General features: G+C 59.2%; 18 protein-coding genes. 5 read left to right on the forward strand and 13 right to left on the reverse strand.

Annotation, left to right across the window (positions count from 1 at the left end):
- Positions 1-59 precede the first annotated feature (59 nt).
- Entirely contained in the window at positions 60-278 is a 219-nt protein-coding gene (locus JFT86_RS22865) for a DUF2970 domain-containing protein (RefSeq protein ID WP_201238436.1), read from the forward strand.
- 6 nt (positions 279-284) lie between these two features.
- Here the strand turns inward: JFT86_RS22865 and JFT86_RS22870 are convergent, their stop codons facing one another.
- Positions 285-1358, reverse strand: coding sequence for an ABC transporter substrate-binding protein (locus tag JFT86_RS22870; RefSeq protein ID WP_201238437.1), 1074 nt, complete (start codon positions 1356-1358; stop codon positions 285-287).
- Positions 1359-1882: 524 nt separating this feature from the next.
- On the opposite strand from JFT86_RS22870, the gene JFT86_RS22875 reads away from it, so the two are divergent.
- Complete coding sequence (locus JFT86_RS22875; RefSeq protein ID WP_201238438.1) at positions 1883-3541, forward strand: nitrite/sulfite reductase; 1659 nt, start codon at positions 1883-1885, stop codon at positions 3539-3541.
- Positions 3525-4019: a DUF934 domain-containing protein gene (locus tag JFT86_RS22880; protein ID WP_201238439.1), complete on the forward strand. Its 495-nt coding sequence runs from the start codon at positions 3525-3527 to the stop codon at positions 4017-4019. Before JFT86_RS22875 ends, JFT86_RS22880 begins: the two co-directional genes overlap by 17 nt.
- 64 nt (positions 4020-4083) lie before the next feature.
- On the opposite strand, the gene JFT86_RS22885 is transcribed toward JFT86_RS22880, so the two are convergent.
- A complete protein-coding gene (locus JFT86_RS22885) occupies positions 4084-8022 on the reverse strand; it encodes a DUF6543 domain-containing protein (protein WP_201233625.1) in 3939 nt (1312 codons plus the stop codon).
- A gap of 180 nt (positions 8023-8202) precedes the next feature.
- Entirely contained in the window at positions 8203-9234 is a 1032-nt protein-coding gene (gene sohB / locus JFT86_RS22890) for a protease SohB (protein ID WP_201238440.1), read from the reverse strand.
- Between the two features lie 204 nt (positions 9235-9438).
- Between sohB and JFT86_RS22895 the strand changes: the two genes are divergently transcribed.
- Together JFT86_RS22895 and JFT86_RS22900 are read left to right on the forward strand one after the other, a co-directional pair.
- Entirely contained in the window at positions 9439-10149 is a 711-nt protein-coding gene (locus tag JFT86_RS22895) for a histidine phosphatase family protein (protein WP_201238441.1), read from the forward strand.
- Between the two features lie 64 nt (positions 10150-10213).
- Positions 10214-10528: an SCP2 sterol-binding domain-containing protein gene (locus JFT86_RS22900; protein ID WP_019690779.1), complete on the forward strand. Its 315-nt coding sequence runs from the start codon at positions 10214-10216 to the stop codon at positions 10526-10528.
- Between the two features lie 56 nt (positions 10529-10584).
- Here the strand turns inward: JFT86_RS22900 and JFT86_RS22905 are convergent, their stop codons facing one another.
- The 10 genes from JFT86_RS22905 to JFT86_RS22950 form a co-directional block, all read right to left on the reverse strand.
- On the reverse strand, positions 10585-11175 hold the full coding sequence (locus JFT86_RS22905; protein ID WP_201238442.1) for a hypothetical protein: 591 nt from the start codon (positions 11173-11175) through the stop codon (positions 10585-10587).
- Complete coding sequence (locus tag JFT86_RS22910) at positions 11172-12224, reverse strand: hypothetical protein (RefSeq protein WP_201238443.1); 1053 nt, start codon at positions 12222-12224, stop codon at positions 11172-11174. Before JFT86_RS22910 ends, JFT86_RS22905 begins: the two co-directional genes overlap by 4 nt.
- Before the next feature lie 12 nt (positions 12225-12236).
- Positions 12237-12764: a PAAR domain-containing protein gene (locus JFT86_RS22915; RefSeq protein ID WP_201238444.1), complete on the reverse strand. Its 528-nt coding sequence runs from the start codon at positions 12762-12764 to the stop codon at positions 12237-12239.
- Between the two features lie 43 nt (positions 12765-12807).
- The gene (locus tag JFT86_RS22920) at positions 12808-14427 is read right to left on the reverse strand and encodes an ABC transporter ATP-binding protein (RefSeq protein WP_201238445.1); all 1620 of its coding nucleotides are present in this window, start codon (positions 14425-14427) and stop codon (positions 12808-12810) included.
- Position 14428: 1 nt separating this feature from the next.
- On the reverse strand, positions 14429-15451 hold the full coding sequence (locus tag JFT86_RS22925; RefSeq protein ID WP_201238446.1) for an ABC transporter permease: 1023 nt from the start codon (positions 15449-15451) through the stop codon (positions 14429-14431).
- A complete protein-coding gene (locus tag JFT86_RS22930; RefSeq protein WP_201238447.1) occupies positions 15451-16515 on the reverse strand; it encodes a microcin C ABC transporter permease YejB in 1065 nt (354 codons plus the stop codon). Before JFT86_RS22930 ends, JFT86_RS22925 begins: the two co-directional genes overlap by 1 nt.
- On the reverse strand, positions 16502-18352 hold the full coding sequence (locus JFT86_RS22935; RefSeq protein ID WP_201238448.1) for an extracellular solute-binding protein: 1851 nt from the start codon (positions 18350-18352) through the stop codon (positions 16502-16504). Before JFT86_RS22935 ends, JFT86_RS22930 begins: the two co-directional genes overlap by 14 nt.
- Before the next feature lie 328 nt (positions 18353-18680).
- A complete protein-coding gene (locus JFT86_RS22940; protein ID WP_201238449.1) occupies positions 18681-21335 on the reverse strand; it encodes a TonB-dependent receptor in 2655 nt (884 codons plus the stop codon).
- Positions 21336-21453: 118 nt separating this feature from the next.
- Complete coding sequence (locus tag JFT86_RS22945) at positions 21454-21957, reverse strand: RES domain-containing protein (RefSeq protein ID WP_201238450.1); 504 nt, start codon at positions 21955-21957, stop codon at positions 21454-21456.
- Entirely contained in the window at positions 21954-22430 is a 477-nt protein-coding gene (locus JFT86_RS22950) for an antitoxin Xre/MbcA/ParS toxin-binding domain-containing protein (protein ID WP_201238451.1), read from the reverse strand. Before JFT86_RS22950 ends, JFT86_RS22945 begins: the two co-directional genes overlap by 4 nt.
- Positions 22431-22495: the final 65 nt, after the last annotated feature.

The raw sequence follows: 22495 nt of genomic DNA on the forward strand, positions 1-22495 counted from the left end.
AGGCCATCCAGTGGCAAGTTGGCTATGCTCATCTGGACAACTGACGTTACGAGGGATTTATGGACGATCCAGTCGACAACAAACCGCCGAGCTTCTGGCAAATGCTGCACAGCGTGATGGCAGCCGCGTTCGGCGTGCAGAGCGGCAAGAACCGGGCAAGGGACTTCACCCATGGCAAGCCCAGCCATTTCGTGGTGCTGGGCATTCTGTTCACGGCGGTGTTCGCGCTGACGCTGTTTGCCATCGTCAAACTGGTGCTGCATTTAGCCGGGGTTTGACGATTTTCAGTGCATCAGGGTCTGCAAGGTGAACGGATAACGGTAAGAGGCCGGCCGGCCCTTGGCCGATAGTTTGCGAAAACTCACGCCGTAGTTCGGCGACTCGCCCATGGCGAGCATTTGACGGGCCTGCTTTTTGTCGATCAGTTGCAACAAGGGCAACTGCCGGTCACGCCCGCCGAACTGATTCAGATCGACGCCTTGCTGATAGTCGTGCACCTCCACCAATGCCCAGCCGCCAAGGGTGAAGTGCCCGCCCAACAACGCACTCAGACGCCCGTCGACCATCGCCTGCAACGCCGCCGGTGAGGTATTGACCGCGCTGAACAGCGCGTCTTTGCCCGGGACCCTGCCGGCCTCGGAAAACGCCTGCATCGCGCCGAACGCCATCTCATCATTGGCCGACCACACCAGCGACACCTTCGGATACCGGGCAAACAGCTGTTTGGCCTGTTCGTAGGCGCGTTGCTGTGTCCAGCCGCCGTAAACCAGTTGACGCAGGCGAACCTGCGGATGCTCGGCCAGGGCGCGCTGCATGCCATGTTCGCGCAACTGCGCCGACGGCGTGATCTTCAGACCGGAGAACGCCAGCATTTCAATCGGTTCATTCGCAGCCACGGGCGGGTGCAGACGAATCAGTTCCTTCATCATCAGATAACCACCCTCCTCGTCGTTCGGCACCAGACTGCCGATGCGGTCGGTACGCTCGCCGACCAGCGCCTGCTGATTCGGCGTCAGCGCGGCGTTGACGATGAACAGCTTTACGCCGCTGTTCTGCGCAAGCCGCAGGATCTGCGGCGCAACGTATTGCTCGTTGGCGAAAATCAGATAATCGGGCCGATCCGGCCCCTGCAATGCAAGACGGGCCTGGGCCAGGGTGAGTTCCGGCTGGCGCTGGGAATAGAGGATTTGCAGATCGATCCCCAAATCCCGGGCAGCCGCCTGCATGAATTGCGAATAACTGCGCCAAAAGGCTTCCTGCGTCGAGCCCGGGTTCAGAAACAGCACAGACTCTGCCCGCGTGCAGGTGGAAAACACCGCACCGAACAACAGAAAGCTGACGTGGAGAAACTTGAACATGAATCATCCGGGCCCAAGGAAAAATGGCCGCGCATTATAGCCATCCAATCACCGGCTATTGACGCCTGATCCCGTTTTTTGTCCGACAATCGTCGGGCGCGGGCCCGGATGGGTCGTTTACTGATGACTGACCCAGAATACCGCTGTCCCCACGACCAGAATGATCAGGAACAAAATGGCCCATGCATCAACGCTGCTATCGCTTTTCCTTGCCTTGGTCGGATTGCTCATTGCATCGCCTCTTATCGGTTTTATCGGTGATTGCAGAAAGACTCGTCCACAGTTAAGACGATGATTGTCCGCACGACAAATGTGGAATAGTTAATAACCGTTCTCGTTAGGCGATTTGGTTCTTTACATATACTCAAACATCACTTTTGCGCATAACTGCAAACGGGTATATTGCCCCGGCTCCGTTAGGGAGCGCGCGGCCGTGCGCGCAGAATTGCAGAGGCACCATCGGACTCCAGCAAGCGAAAACGCAGCGTTTTCCGAGTAGCCCAAAGCCTGAGAACAGGACTTATATGTACGTATACGACGAGTACGATCAGCGGATCATCGAGGACCGCGTCAAGCAGTTCCGTGATCAGACCCGACGCTATCTGGCAGGTGAGCTGAGCGAAGAAGAATTCCGCCCCCTGCGCCTGCAAAATGGCCTGTACATCCAGCGCTTTGCGCCGATGTTGCGTGTGGCGGTGCCTTACGGCCAGCTGACTTCGCGTCAGACGCGCATGATGGCCAGGATTGCCCGTGACTACGACAAGGGCTACGCCCACATCAGTACCCGGCAGAACGTGCAGTTCAACTGGCCGGCGGTGGAAGACATCCCGGACATTCTCGCTGAACTGGCCACCGTGCAGATGCACGCGATCCAGACCAGCGGCAACTGCCTGCGCAACGTCACCACCGACCAGTTCGCCGGTGTCGCCGCCGACGAAGTGATCGACCCGCGCCCATGGTGCGAAATCGTCCGCCAGTGGACCACCTTCCACCCGGAATTCGCCTACCTGCCGCGCAAATTCAAGATTGCCGTCAACGGTTCGACTGCTGACCGCGCCGCCATCGAAGTGCACGACATCGGTCTTGAACCCGTGCATAACGCAGCCGGCGAGCTGGGTTTCCGCGTGCTGGTTGGCGGTGGCCTCGGTCGTACGCCGGTGGTCGGCGCGTTCATCAACGAGTTCCTGCCATGGCAGGATCTGTTGAGCTACCTCGACGCCATCCTGCGGGTCTACAACCGCTACGGCCGTCGCGACAACAAATACAAGGCGCGGATCAAGATCCTCGTCAAAGCCCTCACGCCTGAAGTGTTCGCCCAGAAAGTCGATGCGGAAATGGAACACCTGCGCGGTGGCCAGACCACATTGACCGAAGCCGAACTGCACCGTGTGGCCAAACACTTCGTCGATCCGGACTACAAGGCGCTGGACAACCAGAGCGCCGAACTGGCCGCACTCGACAAGGAACACCCAGGTTTCGCCCGCTGGCGGTCCCGCAACACCCTGGCGCACAAGAAGCCGGGTTATGTAGCCGTGACCCTGTCGCTGAAGCCGACCGGCGTTGCCCCGGGCGACATCACCGACAAGCAGCTCGACGCCGTTGCCGATCTGGCCGACCGTTACAGCTTCGGTCAACTGCGCACCTCCCACGAACAGAACATCATTCTTGCCGATGTCGAGCAGGACAAGCTGTTCACCCTGTGGGGCGAGCTGCGTGAAGGCGGTTTTGCTACGCCGAACATTGGTCTGCTGACCGACATCATCTGCTGCCCTGGCGGTGATTTCTGCTCGCTGGCCAACGCCAAGTCGATCCCGATTGCCGAATCGATCCAGCGCCGTTTCGACGACCTCGATTACCTGTTCGACATCGGTGAGCTGGACCTGAACATCTCCGGTTGCATGAACGCCTGCGGTCACCACCATGTGGGCCACATCGGCATTCTCGGCGTGGACAAGAAAGGCGAAGAGTTCTATCAGGTCTCCCTCGGCGGCAGCGCCAGCCGTGACGCGAGCCTGGGCAAGATCCTCGGCCCGTCCTTCGCTCAGGAAGCCATGCCTGACGTCATTTCGAAGCTGATCGACGTGTACGTGGAACAACGTACCGAAGACGAGCGCTTCATCGACACCTATCAGCGTATTGGCATCGACCTCTTCAAGGAACGCGTCTATGCAGCGAATCATTAAGAACAACGAAGTCGTCGACGAAACCTGGCACTTGCTGCCCAAGGATTTCAACATCGACGAGATCAGCAACTGCGACGATCTGATCGTTCCGCTGCAACTGTGGCGCGAACACAGCCGTATGCTCAAGGCTCGCGATGGCGGCCTGGGCATATGGCTGGACGCCGACGAAGAAGCCGAGGAAATCGGCGACGACGTCGCCGAGTTCCAGGTCATTGCCTTGAACTTCCCGGCCTTCACCGACGGCCGTAACTACTCCAACGCACGCCTTTTGCGCGACCGATACGGTTTCAAAGGTGAGCTGCGAGCCATCGGCGACGTGCTGCGCGACCAGTTGTTCTACATGCACCGCTGCGGCTTCGACGCCTTTGCCGTGCGTGCGGACAAAGACCCTTACGAAGCCCTGGAAGGTCTCAAGGATTTCTCGGTGACCTATCAGGCCGCCACTGACGAACCGCTGCCGCTGTTCCGTCGTCGTTGATAATCAAGCCTTGAACCCGTGTCGACGGGCTCAAGGCTTGTCACTTCCCTCCCTCTTCACTTGATCATTCGCCTGTCACGGGAAATGGCCTGCCCATGGCTGCCCAGTCCCTGAACAACTTCGCGCGGTTTTCCAGAACCTGAAAGAGCGCCATGGGGTTGTCTGCATCATCCGCAGCGGCTTCGACGTTTTGACTCAATCGACGCCAGAGATCGGGTGATGCATCCGCCTCGCTCAACAGCCGCCAGACCCGGGCTTGCAGCTCCGAATAGATGACGCGAAATTCCGGCGTCAGGCTGACCCCGTCAAGCGTGCGCAAGAAACGTCTGCCAACCGGTTTGGCGGCCAGGCGCTGCCAGATCGCCAAACGGGCATTGCTCAGTTGCTGCTCCGTATTGCGCAGCCAGACACCGGCTTCTCCATGCAAAGGGCCCGGGGCGCCCAGCCAAACGTTGAAACCACAACGCCGCCGATGCGCGCCAAGGCGTAACAAGGTGTCCTCATCTGTCAGCGGATTGCCCCACAACTGTACGCGCCCTGGGGCCACAGCCTGCGCGAGCACTGCCCGTGGAACCCGGGCAATCTGGTTGCCACGCAGATCCAGCGACGTCAGATAAGGCTCGTCGCGAATCCCGACCGGGCACGTGCTGATACCGGTGTTGCGCAGATTCACTTCCCGCAGATTGTTCATGCCTTGCAACATCGGCGGGACGCCCAGCGGGTTCTCACTCAAGTCCAGCACTTGCAGATTGGTCAGGCTGCCCAGTTGCGCAGCGGTGTTCTCTCGCAGGACCAGATGGGTCGCGCGCAGATCCAGCTTCGTCAGTTGAACAAGCGACGGGATCACCGAGGGCAGCGCGCTGTGCAGCACGCCCATGGCATCGGCCACCCGCAGATCGACACTTTCCAGATTCAGCGTTCGCAAATGGGGGAAAGACTCAAGAAAGCCGTTCAGGCTCTCGCGCTCGACCACATGGAAGCCGCGCAAGGACAGTTCGATTACCTCATTGAAGCGGGTACTTACCTGCGGCAAACGGTGAAAATCCTCGAATTCCAGGTTCAGCTTGTAGCCCGTCAACGCGCCGTCTACGTGAAGGCGATTTTCCGCAGACGGACGCTTCTGCCAGATTTCGAGCAGTTCCTCGGCCAGTTCCCGGCGACACTCTCGTTCGTAAGCCAGCGTGTGTTGCAACAGGTTGACGTTGTACGCCTCGATTTGCCCGGGCGTCATGCCGGCGGCATCTTCATCGTCTGCGTCCATGAACTCGATATCCATGTCATCGACATCGGTCAGACTCTGTTCGATCCAGCCATTCAGATCCATGACCAACACCTGCAACTGCTCCTTGAGTTGGTCGAGGCGCAACTGCGCATTGGCACCCGCCTGCAACAGCCATGCATCGACCTCCGCATCGCTGAAACCGGGATAAACATCCCTGACCTGCAAACGCATCATTGCGTGGGTCAGCGCCGCTGATTGCGCAGTGTCGGGAAAACCGCCCCCGCGCAAACCCTGCATTTCGAAGGGCAACCCCATGTCCATTCTGCCGAGCCCCGCTGCCAACGCTGAGCGCGACAACGCCAGATCCCGCAACTTGAACTTGAGTTCGTCAGCCACGTTCAGCGCGGGTAACTGCAGGGCCGAGCGCTCGTCGGGGGTCAGCACTTGGGCAATCGCCTCGAAAATATCCGCATGACCCACGGTGCCTGGAGCGGCGTCAACGGACTGATAGCGCGTGCCGATTTTTATCAAGTGGCGACACGTCGCGGCATCCAGCGCACCGGTGCGGTCCAGCACGCGACCAAGCGCAGAGCCGTCGCGAATTTCCAGTCGCAGGTCTTGCGGCCATCCGGGGAGATTTTTCAGTGAATGCAGTACCAGTGTGTCCGAATCGGCGTGGCTGACCGATTGCAGATAAAGGCTTTCGTGAGCGCGAACCAAGCGGACATGCTCCTGATACTGTCGCGCCTTGCTGTCGAGATTCTTGAACAGCACCCTGGCACGAGCCGTATCAAGCGTATCCGCGAGATCGATGCCATAGCGATCAAGCATCTGTTCCACGGCGTTTTTCGGCAGTCCGGGGTATTGCTGCTGAAACAGCCGCACCCAGGCATCTTCTGAACGCTGGAGTGCCTGATAGCGGTCGTCGAACCATGCGGCTCGGCGGGCCTGCAACGCCTCTTGAACGGCGCTGTCCTTTGGGAGGGTTTTCGCGTCGAACTGCATTGAGTGCAAAGCTTGCGTCACGTCCTGATCGATCTGGAACCGACTGATAATGTCGGCCAGCATGGGATCGGGCTGGCGGCCGCTGCGAATCATGCGCAGCACATCGTCATCGACGGCGCTGACCTTGCCAATCTGTAGCAGTATCTCGTCGCTGAAGTTCTCCACCGTGGGGCCAATGCCCCGCAACAGGCTCAGGCGGCTCTGCGGCTCGACTGGCACCGCAGGCGTATCCACAGCGGGAAGCTTTTCTGAAGGTGCCACCGTCGGTTCATCTTCCAGTCTTGTGACGAGCGTCGCTTCACGGCTTTCATTCTTTAAACTGCCGAGTGCGCCGGCCAACGGCAAGGCGTTGAGCAAACCGAAGACCGTGCGGCTCACACCATCGGCGCGCTCACTTGCCGTTTCACCGTCAATGGCCTGATCCAGACCATACGCCGCGTCGATCAGGCCGGCCAGGGCCAGGATCCCTTCACCACCCGGGAAAAACAATGCCAAGGGCGCGAAGCGATTGAGCCACTGCACCACCGGCTCGACAACCGCACTGAGGCTGTCGCGGTTGACCTGACCATCGTCACGAATGCTCGAGACGCTGTCCCCGGCCACCTGCTTCATCGCAGCCACCAACTGTGCAAACGGATCGACGCCAGCGAGCATGCGTTCAAAATCGATGTAGTCGCGCGGATCCCAGTAGCCGTCGTTGTTGAAGAATCCGGCCTCCTTCGTCAGTCGGTGCATCGCCGGATAGATCGCCATCCCCTCAAGCGCAGTCAGGACGCCCGCATGAAAGGTGCCATCCTCGCGGTCATCCTTCTGAAAATGCTCCGAGAGGGCCTTCTTGGTCGAGTCCGCTTTGCCTTGGGTGACGATCCATTCCTGCAAGGCATGTTCATCGGCGAACTCATGCAAGGGCGAAGAGTTGCCCGGGATATACAGCAGCAGGATGGAAGCCGAGCGCTGGCGAAAACACCAGATGTCCGTCGCGGTATAGCGATACAGCTTCAGACGACTCGCTTCGAACCCTGGCGGGATTCGGGTCGGCGCTTGCAGTTGTATGAGGGTCAGGCTTTTCCAGGTTTGCAGGGCAGGCAACGCTGCCGCTTGCAGGGCAAGCGCAAGGCCCTGAACCGACAGACTACCCTCACGATGTTGCAGGTGGGCCGCCATGACAAATGCAGCCTTCACCGAGGTTCTCAATGGATAAGGTGCCGCCGCGCCGATGACCGAGTCCGACGGCCAGGATTGATCGAGATAGGTCTGATAAAGGTCTGCCAGCATCAGGTCCCAGACCCACTTCTTGAATTCGGCGGGCCGCAGTTGAATCTGCGTACCCGGCCCATAGGTCTGTGGAACCGTTGCGCGATAAATGCCTTCATACGTGTCGTGATTGCCGCTGCCGGTCGTGGCGAATTCATCCACGTTGTCGACAATTCGCACTGTTGGCCCCAGATCGGGTGGCTGATACAGCCCGAACGCAGTTTCGCCAATACGCCCGTCACCCGTGGCCTGGTAATTGCCAAGCAACGCATTGATCAGGGTTTGCGAGTTTTTCACGCGTCCCTGATGGATGCCTTTTCTGGCAGGGTGCCCACGGTAGTTGTAATCCAGCGTGACCAGTAATGCGCTATGCGGATCAATCGCGGTGCCCCACTTCTTTATGATCAGGGCGCCACCAAACTGTGCCGGGGTTTGGGGCAGCGCTATGTCCACCGCGGCCTGGAGTTCGCCCGGTAATTTGGCGGCGGAAGTGAACGGCGCGTCTTGGGCTGAGTCAGTCATGTGCATTCCATTGCAACAGATTGGAAATACCAGACTACCCGGCCCCCAAGCACGAGTCAGTCGGACTGATCGGCAGGATGCCTAGGACGTTTCGCTGCTGTGACGGGAAAAATGCCTGACGGCAGACAAAAAAAACCGCGGAAGTCCGCGGTTTTTTGTCTGCCGGTGACGAGCGCCGGATTACCAGAAACGTTGCTGGGTCAAACGACTCCACCAGCTCAACAGCACGCGATCCACCGAACCGCTGGCCGCCATGCCGATGCGCTCTTGCAGGCTTTTGCGCTCGGCGTAATGCAAGTGATAGACCTCGGCCTGTTTGGCTTTCTGTGCGAGATATTCATCGCTGGTCTTGAGTTCATCGACCAGTTGTTTGTCCAGCGCCGCAACACCGAGCCAGACTTCACCCGTCGCCACTTCGTCGATGGCCAATTGCGGGCGGTAGCGGGCAACGAAGTTCTTGAACAGTTGGTGAGTGATATCGAGGTCTTCCTGGAACTTCTCACGGCCCTTTTCGGTGTTTTCGCCGAACACGGTCAGGGTGCGTTTGTACTCACCGGCGGTCAGCACTTCAAAATCAATATCGTGCTTCTTCAGCAAACGATTGACGTTAGGCAGCTGCGCAACCACACCGATCGAGCCCAGAATCGCGAATGGCGCACTGATGATCTTCTCGCCGATGCACGCCATCATGTAGCCGCCGCTCGCCGCGACCTTGTCGATGCACACCGTCAGCGGCACGCCGGCTTCGCGGATACGCGCCAGTTGCGACGACGCCAGACCGTAGCTGTGCACCATGCCGCCGCCACTTTCCAGACGCAGGACGACTTCATCCTTGGGTGTGGCGAGGGTCAGCAACGCGGTGATTTCGTGGCGCAGGCTCTCGGTGGCCGAGGCCTTGATATCGCCATCGAAATCCAGCACGAACACACGAGGTTTAGCCTCGGGCTTTTTCTTCTGCTTCTTCTCGGTTTTCTCGGACTTGGCCTCGACCTTGCGCAGCGCCTTGAGCTGATCCTTGTCGAGCAACGTCTGCTCCAGACGTTCACGCAGGCCTTTATAGAAATCATTGAGCTTGCTGACCTGCAACTGCCCCGCCGATTTGCGCCGGCCCTTGCTGCGCAACGCGGCAAAACTGGCGAGCACCACCAGGATGGCGATTACCAGGGTGACGGTCTTGGCCAGGAAACTGGCGTATTCGGTGAAAAACTCCACAGAGACTCCTCAAAACGATGCGTGGATGTGCGGCAAGCGCGCAATGGTTCCAGCATACCCATGCGCCGGCTCGTCGGCCAGCCGTGAAACCTCTGGCAACACGCCTGTAACGGGCATTTCAAACAAGCGTATGTTTTTTCATTGACAGCTCTGCATCATCCTCATAACCTCGCCAAACCTTCAACGTACCGGGATGACGCGGACGTGGGCAGCATCTATTTGATTCGACATGGCCAGGCCTCCTTTGGTGCAGACGACTATGACGTCCTGTCGCCGATCGGTGTGCGCCAGGCAGAAATCCTCGGCCAACACCTGGCTGAACTGGGGATCCGTTTCGATCGCTGCCTGGCGGGTGACCTGCGCCGTCAGCAACACACGGCCACCAGCGCGCTGGAACAGTTCACCGCCAAAGGCCTGTCGGTGCCGACGCTGGAAACCGATTCCGCCTTCAACGAATTCGATGCCGACGCGGTGATTCGCGCCCTGCTCCCGGCGATGCTGCCGGACGAACCGGAAGCCCTCGACATCCTGCGTAACGCCGCGCAAAACCGTGGTGAGTTCCAGCGCATCTTTGCCTTGATCATCGAGCGCTGGCTGGCGGGCACCTACGATACTCCGGGGCTGGAGAGCTGGCTGGGATTCGTCGAGCGAGTCCAGGGCGGCTTGCACCGGATTCTCGAGCAGGCAGAAAAGAACCAGAAAATCGCGGTATTCACCTCTGGCGGCACCATCACTGCCCTGCTCCACCTCATTACGCAAATGCCTGCCAGGCAGGCCTTTGAATTGAACTGGCAAATCGTCAACACCTCGCTCAACCAGCTGAAGTTCCGCGGTCGCGAGGTGGCTTTGGCCTCCTTCAACAGTCATGCACACCTGCAACTGCTGAAGGCCCCGGAACTCATCACTTTCCGTTGAGTCCGGATTACCGTGAACCTTGCTGTCATCAACTAGCTCTTATTACCCAAGAAAGGATTGAACCATGACCTCCGTAGCTGACGCCGTACAAGCAATGAAAGCCAAGTTCAACCCAGCCGCTGCTGCCGGTCTGGATCTGGTCTTCGGTTTCCGCATCGACGACACCAAGAACTTCTCGCTGATCGTCAAGGACAGCACCTGCGAACTGAAAGAAGGCGAGAACCCGGACGCCCAGGTCACTCTGGTGATGGACGGCGAAACCCTGGAAGGCATCGTCGACGGTTCGACCGACGGCATGCAGGCCTTCATGGGCGGCAAACTGCGCGCTGAAGGCGACATGATGCTGGCGATGAAACTGTCCGAGCTGTTCCCTTCGTAAGACTGCCGTTCGCTTACAAACAAATCCCGCCATTGGCGGGATTTGTCGTTTCAGGGTCACTGGATGCCGTCAGCGTCCAGCTCCTTGAAGACCTGCCGATCGGCGATCTGGGTCTGACTGTCGGGGTACATCAACTGGACGCTGCCACCGGGGATGATTTCACCGGTTTGCGCATCACGGGCGAAGGTGATGACATACCGCTCACCCTGGTACTTCAGGTAAATGTTGTAATAATCCCGTGGCTGATCCGGCGCTTCGAAGGCGCTGTAGCGATAGCGGATGCGTGGAACCAGCATCGGCCATTCCTTGCCAAGCAAGTCGCCATTGACCGGCGGATCCGCCGCCTCGAGGGCAACAATGGCGCCGGCTACCAACTCATCGTTGTCGCTTGGTTTGAAAGGCAATGGTCTGTTACGAAGCATGGTTACAGCGCTTTTTTTTCCATCGACAACATCACTACGGTACATGTCGGTACGAAACCATTTTGTTGCATCAAAACGGTTCTCTTCCGGACTCCAGTCGCCGTAATACATCATCACTTTCTCGCTCATCGCATCTTCCCTTGTGTGCAGATATAGACCCATCGCACTAAAAACCAGCAAAAAGGCCGCTATGACACCCACGCGCTTGTGAAAATTAACAGTCATGGCTGTGCCGGTTGCCCTTTTTTAAACTTCAGTTGCTGCTTCGGTGGGCCCAAAGGCGTATTGCCTGACCGCACCTTTCCGACAGCCCCATAATCGTCCAGCGGATAGCTCATGTTCTTTTCATTTTTCGTGCGGCTCTGGGCATGCATCAACAGCTTTTTGTCGTTTTCGGTCGCCAGCGCCGGCGGCTGGACCGGGGCTGTTTCGCCCGGCAGCTCCAAGGTGTCGTCCTTCTTCGACAATCTGTATTCAGCGAGACGCCGTTCGTAGCCAGCCTTCTTGATCCTGAATGCAGATTTGGCTCGATCGTCCGACGCTACGCGCGCCTTCGCCCCCTCCAGACCATCACGATCTGCATCGCTGCCATACGTTTGGTCGTAAAGGCTGCGCCGCGGGTAAGCATGAATAGTTGCCCCGGTGGAATCAGCAAGTTTCTGTGCAAGACTGAGTTCGTAATGCTCCTGGCCTTCACTGACCAGCGCAGTCTCGTCCACCCCCAAACCGGTTCGGCACGCGTAAGAAAAAATATTGGCGCCCAAGGCAAAGGCATCAGGCTGCAACTGACTGGCCTGCGCAGGTCCAAAGCGGTAGCTGGCGTCCTTGCCTTCGATTTCGTAACCGAACTCGATATTGAACACCACGCCGTGGGCAAAGATATCAAGCTGTTTGATCTCGCGCTTTTCTTCTACCCGCTTGTTTATGAAAGCAACCAGTTCGGCGGCTGAATCAATCTCAAGGTATTCGGCTTTGTAGGTATTAACGACAAGTTCTTTAAGCGTGGCGCGCATTTTGGGGTCGTATTCCGCGACAAACAGCAGAAAGAAGGTCTTGTCCGCGGCCCCCTTTTTAACGTTCGAATAGTCTCTCAACTGGCCGACACCTTGGTTGATGAAACTCATCTTGTTACCGTAATTTCCGCGAATCTCCGTCCAGCGACTAATGTGGTAAGAGCCAACCACCGTTACATAATCGTACTTGAGCGTGCCCTTCACCTGCGTCGTCGCGTGTTGATCGCTGGTCTCGCCCTGTTTCTTGTCCGGTGTCGCCACGTTGAACCTTCCTTAGTAAGCGATGCCCAGTGCATCCAGGTGAGCGGCGGCTTCCTTGCCCCATTGCACGACAATGGAAGTCGGAACAGCGGTGAACACCCGTGCGGCGTTGCCGTGGTTGTCGGTATGGCCGACAAGGCGTTGGCCGTCACCGGTTTCGATGCAAAAGAGCATGTCGGAAATGGCTTCGCCGGTGGTTTCGTCCACCAGTTGGAAACGTTCGCTGTGTTTGGGGACCGTCACGATCGGAATGAACGGTGCGGCGCCGGCCTGGGTGCCGACGAAGACGTCGCCAGAGCCGGTGATGATTATGCCGCCGTGGGCGGTGGCACTGCCGAGAAACGCAATGGGTTGGCCATTGATCAGGATGTTACCGATGCCTTCGCTGACCGCATCGCCGCAGGCCGTGGCGTCGCCGACGCGCAACACCGGCATGCCGTTGATGTTCACGTTGGGTGAACCGGCGGTGCTTGCATTGGTGCCGTGGCCGGTTACCGGGCAGGCGTTGAGATCACTGAGTCGGGCGGCAGGTTTTGCCATCATCTACATCCTTGTGAGAGCCAAGCCGCGGAATGTACCGGATCTAGACCAGGGATAAAAGTTTGTCCTTGGCTGCAAGGGGCAAATCCGGCGCAGCGAACGATGCCGCCAGCAACTCTCGCGTATAAGGATGGCGCGCCTGACGAAACAGCTCATCCGTCGCGCCACGTTCCACCACCTCGCCATCCTTCATTACGATCAAGTCATGCGCCAGCGCCCGCACCACCGCCAGATCGTGGCTGATGAACAGGTAGGTCAAGCCGTGTTCCTCCTGCAATCGCCGCAACAAACCAACGATCTGTTTTTGCACCGTACGGTCCAGTGCCGAGGTCGGTTCATCCAGCAGGATCAGGTCCGGTTTGAGCACCAGTGCTCGGGCGATGGCGATGCGTTGTCGCTGACCACCGGAAAACTCATGGGGATAGCGATGCCGCGTTGCCGGATCGAGGCCGACTTCGCGTAGCACGGCAATCACCGCCTGCTCCCGCTCGTCAGCATTCAGATCAGTGTGCACGCGCAGTCCTTCGGCGATGATCTGCTCCACGCAAAGGCGTGGGCTGAGACTGCCGAACGGATCCTGAAACACCACTTGCAGGCGTTTGCGCAGTGGCCGCAGTTGCTTGCCGCTCAATTGCTCCAGCGCCTCGCCCTGAAAGCGAATGCGGCCCTCGGCATCAATCAGGCGCAGGATCGCCTGCCCCAGCGTGGATTTGCCGGAACCTGACTCGCCGACAATCCCCAAAGTCTTGCCGCGCTGCAGCGTCAGACCAATCCCCTTCACCGCCTGCAGATAAGTCCTGGGCCGCAGCCAGCCACCGCCCAGCCGGAAGCGGACACTCAGATCACTCACCTGCAACAGATCTTCTGCCGCATCTCGACAGAGCGCCGTGCCACCCGGCTCGGCATTGAGCAATTCAATGCTGTAAGGATGCTGCGGTGCGCTGAACAACCGCTCGCAAGGCGCCTGCTCGACAATCAAACCACCGCGCACCACCGCCACTCGCTGAGCGATAGTGCGCACCAGATTAAGGTCATGGCTGATGATCAACAGCGCCATGCCCAGGCGTGCCTGTAACTCTTTCAACAGCAGCAAAATCTTGCGCTGCACGGTGACGTCCAGTGCTGTGGTCGGCTCATCGGCGATCAACAATTGCGGCTCGCACGCCAGCGCCATCGCGATCATCACCCGTTGCCGCTGACCACCGGAGAGTTGATGCGGATAAGCCTTCAGCCGGTCCGTCGGACGCTGAATGCCGACCAGTTCCAGCAGTTCAAGAATACGCTCGCGGGCGGCTGCGCCGGCCAGGCCCTTGTGCAGGGCCAGGCTTTCACCGAGTTGCCGTTCGATGCTGTGCAGCGGGTTCAACGAGCTCATCGGCTCCTGAAAAATCATCGCGATGCGATTGCCGCGCAGTTGCCGCAGATAACGCTCATGCACGCCCAACAACTCTTCACCGGCATAACGAATGCTGCCGTCGATCCGGGTGATGGACGGGTCGAGCAGTTGCAGGATGCTGTGCGCCGTCACCGATTTGCCGGAACCGGACTCGCCCACCAGTGCCAGGCATTCACCCGGACGGATGTCGAGGTCGATGCCGTGCACCACTTCCTGGCCATTGAAGGCCACGCGCAGGTCGCGTATTTCGATCAGGTTATCGATCATTTCAGGTCCTTGGATCAAAAGCGTCGCGGCAGGCTTCGCCGATAAACACGAGGAGGGAAAGGATCAGCGCCAACGCAAAAAACGCGGTCAGTCCCAACCATGGCGCCTGCAGATTGTTCTTGCCCTGGCCGATCAGTTCTCCCAGCGAAGCGCTGCCGGCTGGCATGCCGAAACCAAGAAAGTCCAGCGCCGACAACGTCGCAATCGCTCCGGTGAGAATGAACGGCAGATAGGTCAACGTCGCGCTCATGGCATTGGGCAGGATGTGCCGGACGATCACCTGAGCATCACCAATCCCCAGTGCCCGTGCGGCTTTCACATACTCAAGACCTCGGCTACGGAGGAATTCAGCACGCACCACATCAACCAGACTGAGCCAGGAAAACAGCGCCATGATCCCCAGCAACCACCAGAAATTCGGCTCGACGAACCCGGACAGAATGATCAGCAGATACAACACCGGCAGCCCCGACCACACCTCCAGCAAGCGTTGCCCGATGAGGTCGATCCAACCGCCGTAATAACCCTGCAACGCGCCGGCAGCGATACCGATCAGCGCGCTGGCGGCGGTCAGTGCCAAGGCAAACAACAGCGATACCCGCGCCCCGAAAATCACCCGCGCCAGTACATCCCGCGCCTGATCGTCGGTGCCCAGCCAGTTCTCGCCACTGGGCGGGCTCGGTGCCGGTTCCGTGAGGTCGTAATTGACCGTGTCGAAACCGAACGGGATCGGCGCGAACCACATCCGCCCGCCCTGCCCCTCGATCAACTGGCGCACCTGCGCACTGCGATAGTCCGGCTGGAACGGCAATTCCCCGGCAAAGTCCTGCTCGGTGTAGCGCTTGAACGCCGGGAAGTACCAGTCGTCCTGATAGCTCACCAGCAGCGGTTTGTCGTTGGCGACCAGCTCGCCGCCCAGGCTCAGGCCGAACAGCGCGAGAAACAGCCACAGCGACCACCAGCCACGCCGGTGCGCCTTGAATCGCGCCCAGCGACGCTGGCCGATGGGAGATAACGTCAGCATCAGGCAGCCCTCGCGGTGAAGTCGATACGCGGGTCGACTAGCGTGTAGCAGAGGTCGCCGAGCAGTTTTATCAGCAGGCCGAACAGGGTAAAGATGAACAGCGAACCGAACACCACCGGGTAGTCGCGTGACACCGCCGCTTCGTAACTGAGACGGCCGAGGCCATCGAGGGAGAAGATCACTTCGATCAGCAACGAGCCGCCGAAGAACACGCTCACCAGGGCCTGTGGCAATCCGGCAACCACCAGCAGCATCGCGTTGCGAAACACATGGCCGTACAACACTTGCCGCTCACTCAAACCCTTGGCCCGCGCCGTGACCACGTAGAGCCGTGAGATTTCATTGAGAAAACTGTTCTTGGTGAGGATCGTCAGCGTGGCGAAACCACCGATCACCAGTGCCGTCACGGGGAGCACCAGATGCCAGAAGTAATCGGCAATCTTGCCCCCCAGCGACAGCTCGGCGAAGTTGTCCGAGACCAGCCCGCGCACCGGAAACCAGTCCAGCGCCGTGCCGCCGGCAAACACCACGATCAGCAGCAGCGCGAACAGAAAACCCGGCATCGCGTAACCGATGATAATCGCCGCACTGCTCCAGACATCGAATGCCGAGCCGTTGTGCACAGCCTTGCGAATGCCCAGCGGAATCGACACCAGATAAGTGATCAAGGTCGCCCACAAACCCAACGACAAAGTCACTGGCAGCTTCTGCCAGATCAGCTCGGTAACGCTGGCACCACGGAAAAAACTCTGGCCGAAATCCAGTTGCGCGTAGTTCCTGAGCATCAGCCACAAGCGTTCGCTGGCAGGCTTGTCAAAGCCATACTGGCGCTCGATGTCGGCCACCAACTGGGGATCAAGGCCTCGGGTCGCGCGCGATTCGCCGCCGATACTCTCGACATGGCTGGAGCCCACCGCAGCCCCGACGCCAATCCCCTGTAACCGTGCAATGGCTTGCTCCACCGGACCACCCGGTGCGGCCTGGACGATAACGAAATTGACCAACAGAATCGCCAGCAATGTTGGCACGATCAGCAGCAGACGCCGCAGGCTATAACCCCACATGGGCAAACTCCTTTTGCTGATGCTGTATCTGGGTCGAGGTCAGTGCGGTGGGACTGATTTCCCACCAGGTGTCGAGGCCGGCGTCGTACAGCGGCGCAATCGCCGGGCGGCCGAAACGGTTCCACCACACGGTGGAAAGGCCTGGCGGGTAATAGTTGGGCACCCAGTAATACCCCCACTGCAACACCCGATCCAGGGCACGGGCGTGACGCAGCAGACTTTCGCGGTTATCGGCTTGTACCAGCCCTTCGAGCAGCGCATCGACCGCCGGATCGCGCAGCGTCATGTAGTTGTTCGAACCGGGATCGTCGGCACCGTCGGCGCCGAAGTAATTGAACATCTCGCGCCCCGGTGCCTGACTGACCGGGTAACCGACAACGATCATGTCGTAGTCGCGATTGCGCACGCGGTTGGTGTGCTGCGCGGTGTCGACCTGACGGATATCGAAGCCGATGCCAATCTGCGCCAGGTTGCGTTTGAACGGCAACAGCAAGCGTTCGAAGCCTTTCTGGCCATTGAGAAAGGTGAACTGCAGCGGCTCGCCTTTGCCGTTGACCAACTGATCACCCTGGGGTTTCCAGCCTGCCGCCGCCAGCAGTTTCAACGCTTGCAACTGCTCGGCGCGGACGTTGCCGCTGCCATCGGTTTTCGGCGCCTCGAAGACCTGGGTGAAGACTTCGTCGGGGATTTTGCCGCGCAACGGTTCAAGGATTTTCAGTTCCTCGGCATCCGGCAGTTCGGTGGCCGACAAGGCACTGTGGGAAAAGTAGCTGCGTTGGCGCAAGTACATGCTGCGCATCATCTGCCGGTTGGTCCATTCGAAATCCCAGAGCATGGCGATTGCCTGCCGCACCCGGCGATCCTGAAATTGCGGCTTTTGCAGATTGAACACAAAACCCTGCGCGCCTTGGGCGGCGCCGGGTGCGAGGTGCTCACGGCGCAATCTGCCCTGCTCCAGCGCCGCGCCGGCATAGCCGATGGTGAAACTGGTCGCCGAGAACTCACGGTTGTAATCGAAGCCACCGGCCTTGAGCACCTGACGCGAGACGTCGGTGTCGGCGAAAAACTCCACGCTCAAATGATCGAAGTTATACAGCCCGCGAGTGATCGGCAGATCCTTGGCCCACCAGTCGGTGATCCGTTGAAATTTCACGCTGCGTCCGGCATCCACCGCACTGATTCGGTACGGGCCGCTGCCCGGCGGAATCTCGAAACCGCCACCGTCTGCGAAGTTACGGCTGCGCCACCAATGCTCGGGAAGGACCGGCAACGTCGCCAGATCCAGCGGCAAGGTGCGGCTGTCGTTGTTCTTGAACAGGAAACGCACCTGAGTCGGCGACTCCACCTGTACTTCGGCGACGTCGCGAAACTGCTGGCGGTATTTGAGGCTGCCCTGGGTGGTCAGTAGCTCGAAGGTGTAGCGCACGTCTTCGGCGGTGATCGGCGAGCCGTCTTCGAAACGTGCGTGGGGGTTCAGGTAGAAACGCAGCCAGCGGCGATCAGCGTCCAGCTCCATCTGCTGCGCCACCAGACCATAAACGCTGTAGGGCTCATCCTTGCTGCGATAGGCCAGCGGCGCGTAAAGCCAGCCGTCGACATCCGCCACGCCGGTGCCTTTGTCGATGTAGGGAATCAGATGATCGAACGGGCCGCTTTCCAGCGAAGACCGCCGCAGGGTGCCGCCCTTGGGTGCGTCGGGATTTGTGTAAGCGAGGTGCTGGAAATCGGCGGCGTATTTCGGAGCTTCGCCGTAAACGGTGAGCGCCGGTTGTGGGGTTGCCCATACCAATGGGCTGGTTAGCAGGCAAAGACCCAAAATGTGATGTCTGGAAAACATTTGGCAGATCCCTATACACGGTGCTGCTAATGGCCTCATCGCTGGCAAGCCAGCTCCCACAGGGATTCGCGTGCACCAGAAAACCTGTGGGAGCTGGCTTGCCAGCGATGAGGCCCTAACAGTCACTACACAATCTGCCTACCTGTGATGTGCAACAGGTCGGCCATTTTTATAGGGCAGGCTTTAGATCAATAAGTGACTAAAACTCTGCCCGACTGTGAATACCGATCCCGTGTAGGAGCTGCCGCAGGCTGCGATCTTTTGATCTTGTCTTCTAAAAAACAACATCAAAAGATCGCAGCCTGCGGCAGCTCCTACAGGGTCAAATTCAGAATTTGTAGCTGACTCGCGTGTACAGCGTCCGCCCGAACGGGTCGCCGTATTTCGGGTCGTAGCCGCTCTGGAAGGTGTAGGTCTGGTTGCTGAACGGCGGCTCGCGGTCGAACAGGTTTTTCGCGCCGAGGGTCACGCTCAGGGTCTTGCGCCAGGTGTAAGTGCCGGCCAGGTCCCAGACGTTGTACGAACCGACGTAGTCGTGGGTCTCGCGATCCGAGTCGTGATAACCGCTGGTGTAGCGGTTGGTCAGCGCAACGCCATACGGGCCGTAGTTCCAGCTGCCGGTCAGGCTGTGCCGCCAACGGGCCACGGCGCCGGCCGAGGCAAAGTCGCCGCCACGGAAGTCGCCAAGCTTGTCGATGTAATCGCCCTTGAGCTGCTGCTGATAGTCATAGCGGGTGACGTAAGTGCCTTGCAGACCGATGCCGAAATTGCCGTATGGAGTACTCGGCAAGCGATAGTCGAAACTGACATCGACACCGTTGGTCTTGATCTTGCCCAGATTGGCGAGCCCCGTGACGATGTGGTCAATGGAGCCATCAGGCTTGCGAATCAGGCGATCCGGGTACAACTCGGGATTTTCGAACACCGCCGATTCCGGAAACTCGGCGATCTGATTGGCGATGTCGATCCACCAGAAATCCAGCCCGGCCGTCAGACGTTCGAACGGCTGATAGACAAAACCGAGGGTGACGTTGCGCGCAGTCTCCGGGCTCAGGTCGGTGTTGCCACCGCTGGTGCGGTTGAATTGCTGCGCGCAGTCACGGTTGGCGATGCCACCATTGCTCGGATTGCCGCCGGCGCACAGGCGCGGGTCGTTGTAGTTGGCATTGGTGAAACTGGTGAAGGTCGGGTTGTACAGCTCATACAACGACGGCGCGCGGAAACCTTCACTGTAGGCACCGCGTACCACCAACTCCTTGAACGGCTGGAAGCGGAACGAATATTTCGGGTTGGTGGTACTGCCGAAATCGCTGTACTTGTCGTGGCGCACAGCGGCCGACAGTTCCAGGCTGTCGAGCACCGGTACGTTGACCTCGGCGTACTCGGCCGAGACGCTGCGATCCCCGGCCACGCTGCCGTTCGGGTCAACCCCAAGGCTCTGCACGTCACCGGCAAATTGCGCGAAATCCTGATGGAAGTCTTCCTTGCGGTACTCACCGCCCAGCGCGAGGGCTGAGGGGCCGGCGCCGAACCAGTCGCCAATCTCGCGGCTGATACGCCCGTCGATAGCCTTCACACGCCCGACCGCCGTGGCGTAATCGCCGTCCACCGCGTTGGCCGCCAACAGCGCCGAACCGGCGGCGGTCTGTGGGCCGAACGGGTTGATCAGGCCATTGGCAATACCGGCGCTGACGGCGCGGTCATTTACGTAGCCGCTCTGAATGGTGTTGACCACTTTGTTCTGGTTGTACGAGGCGCCAACGTTGTAATCCCAGCCCACCAGTGTGCCGTCGAAACTCAGCAGCAGACGCTGACCGGTGTTGTCGTCCTCATGCTGACGCGCACCCACCGCCGTTTCGCGCCAGTTCACATCGACCGGTTGTGTCGGGTCCAGGGCAAAACCGCTCGGCCCGGGCGTGATGCCGTTACCCGGATAGAACGCGGTGCCGGGATTGACCTGATTGCCCATCAATGTCCCCGGACCAATCTGCGTGCGGTTTTCGTTGCGAGCCCAGAAGTATTCGAGACTGACGGTGTGTTCGTCCGACAACTTGCCGGTGGCTTTGGCGAAGGCCGAGGTCTTCTCGGTTTCCGGCACCAGGTCGAGATAGTTCCACAAGCTCTGGCGGCAGATACCGTTGCGCGAGAGCAAACCGGGCGCGTTGCAACCGGAACCGGCCAGCGGGTTGGTGGCGTTGCTGCCCTGACTCCAGTTGGCCGGCGAGGCGGTGCCGGACGTGTAATCGAGGCCGCGAGTGGGCTGGTAGTTGTAGGTGTAACCACGGTCCTCGGCAGCCAGTCGCTGTTGCTTGTCGTAACTGACCACGCCGAAGACGTTGAAGCGGTCATCCTGCAAATCACCAAAACCCCAGCTGCCGCTGAAGTTACGGCTCTCGCCACCACCGGAATGGGTCGGTGTGTCGTAGTTGGTGCTGATCTGGCCTTCGGTGAGGCTGGTCTTGGTAATGAAGTTGATGACCCCACCAATCGCATCGGTGCCGTACAACGCCGACGCGCCATCGCGCAGCACTTCCACCCGGTCGATCGCGGCGAACGGAATGGTATTCAAGTCGACGCCAGATCCGTTGATTGCATTGGTGGCGTTGTTACTCAGACGCCGACCGTTGAGCAGCACCAGCGTCTTGTTCGGGCCGATCCCGCGTAAATCCGCGTAAGACGCCCCACCGCTGCTCGACCCCACCGAGCGCCCGGAGCCGACCGAAGACTGGTTGGCGGAGATGCGACTGACAAGTTCCTCCGTGGTGGTCACGCCCTGCTCGCGCAACTCTTCGACGCGCAGAATCGTGACTGGCACTGCGGTTTCCGCATCAACCCGGCGAATCGCCGTACCGGTGACTTCGACCCGTTGCAGTTGCGTGGTCGGCTCGGTCGCTGTGCTCTCAGCGGCAATCGCCGGCAGCGTGTTGATTGCCAGCAGCAAGGCCAGGCTCAAAGGGGATTTAACGGGTGAAAAATGGATCATGAACAGCCATCCCTGCGTTTTGGTTTATGCAGGGATGTGCGATGACGAATAAGGATTTATAGAGGGCGAGTTAGACCGTTGGGTGATGAGGTTATGCACAAAATGCGATGCGCGCACATCAGGCCAACGCCATCTCCCTGAGTAACCGTGTATCCAACCCAAACCGCTCTTGAGAAACCATTTTGAACTGCCCCTCTGCCAGTTCGCAGCTCACCAGCAAATTCCACGAATGCCGGGTAGCCGCCGAGGGCATCAGCACAAACGGGTATTCAGCCAGCAAAGCGTCGGCGAAGTCCCGTTGATTGGGTGAAGGCCGCGCGGGGCTCAACCAGTAAGGATTCGGCACTTCCTCTGGCTGCACCACTCTGACCTTTGCGTCACTGATGACCTCAAAACAGGTCAGTACATAAGGCTCACTGTCCAGCACATCAAAACTGTGATTGGCCGCCACCTCCAGAATGGCCGACGACGGGTCGACTGATGCATAAACCACTCGCCGACCGGGTGCATTCCATCGTCCTCCTTTCAGCTTTGAACCCATCCCGCTGTCCCAGGTGCAGCCGTAGGCTTCGGGGTCCAGCCGCCACGCATACCAACGCTCGTCCCATGGCAAGGGATTCATTGGTGGACCCCGTAGATTATCTGCCCCAGGTATTGCTCCACCATCTGGAAACCCAGTGAATGTCGGGTCAGTTCCGACGGCACGTAACCGTTCAGGTAGGGGGTGGGCTGCTGCAACCACTCTTCTGCCTTTTTTTGACGCCCGAATGCCCGAATAGCCATTTGCAGCACCAAGGCATACTGGTAAGCGACGACACTCTGATGCGGATCAAGGCGTACCGACAAGCCTTCCTTCATCAGCCGTCGCACGGTTCTGACCGACTTGCCGGTGATACGCTTGACCATCTCGCCTTGCTGGTACAACTCGGAGGTGGAAAGCATGTTGACCACGTCGCTGAGTTCAAAGCCCTGGTCTGTCAGCTCGATGATCAGCGTGGCATCGTCACCGACGTTCTGACCCTGCACGAGTATGTCGACAGGTTTGCCTTCGACTTTTTTCAGCCCCGTGAGCCGAGGCGCTTTCACTGCGGGCATCGCGACATCCTCCATGGGGCATCGGGCACGATCGTCGCGCCAGTAATGGCGAGGGGAATAAGCAG

It is taken from the genome of Pseudomonas sp. TH06, assembly GCF_016651305.1.
In the GTDB taxonomy this organism is placed as follows: Bacteria; Pseudomonadota; Gammaproteobacteria; order Pseudomonadales; family Pseudomonadaceae; genus Aquipseudomonas.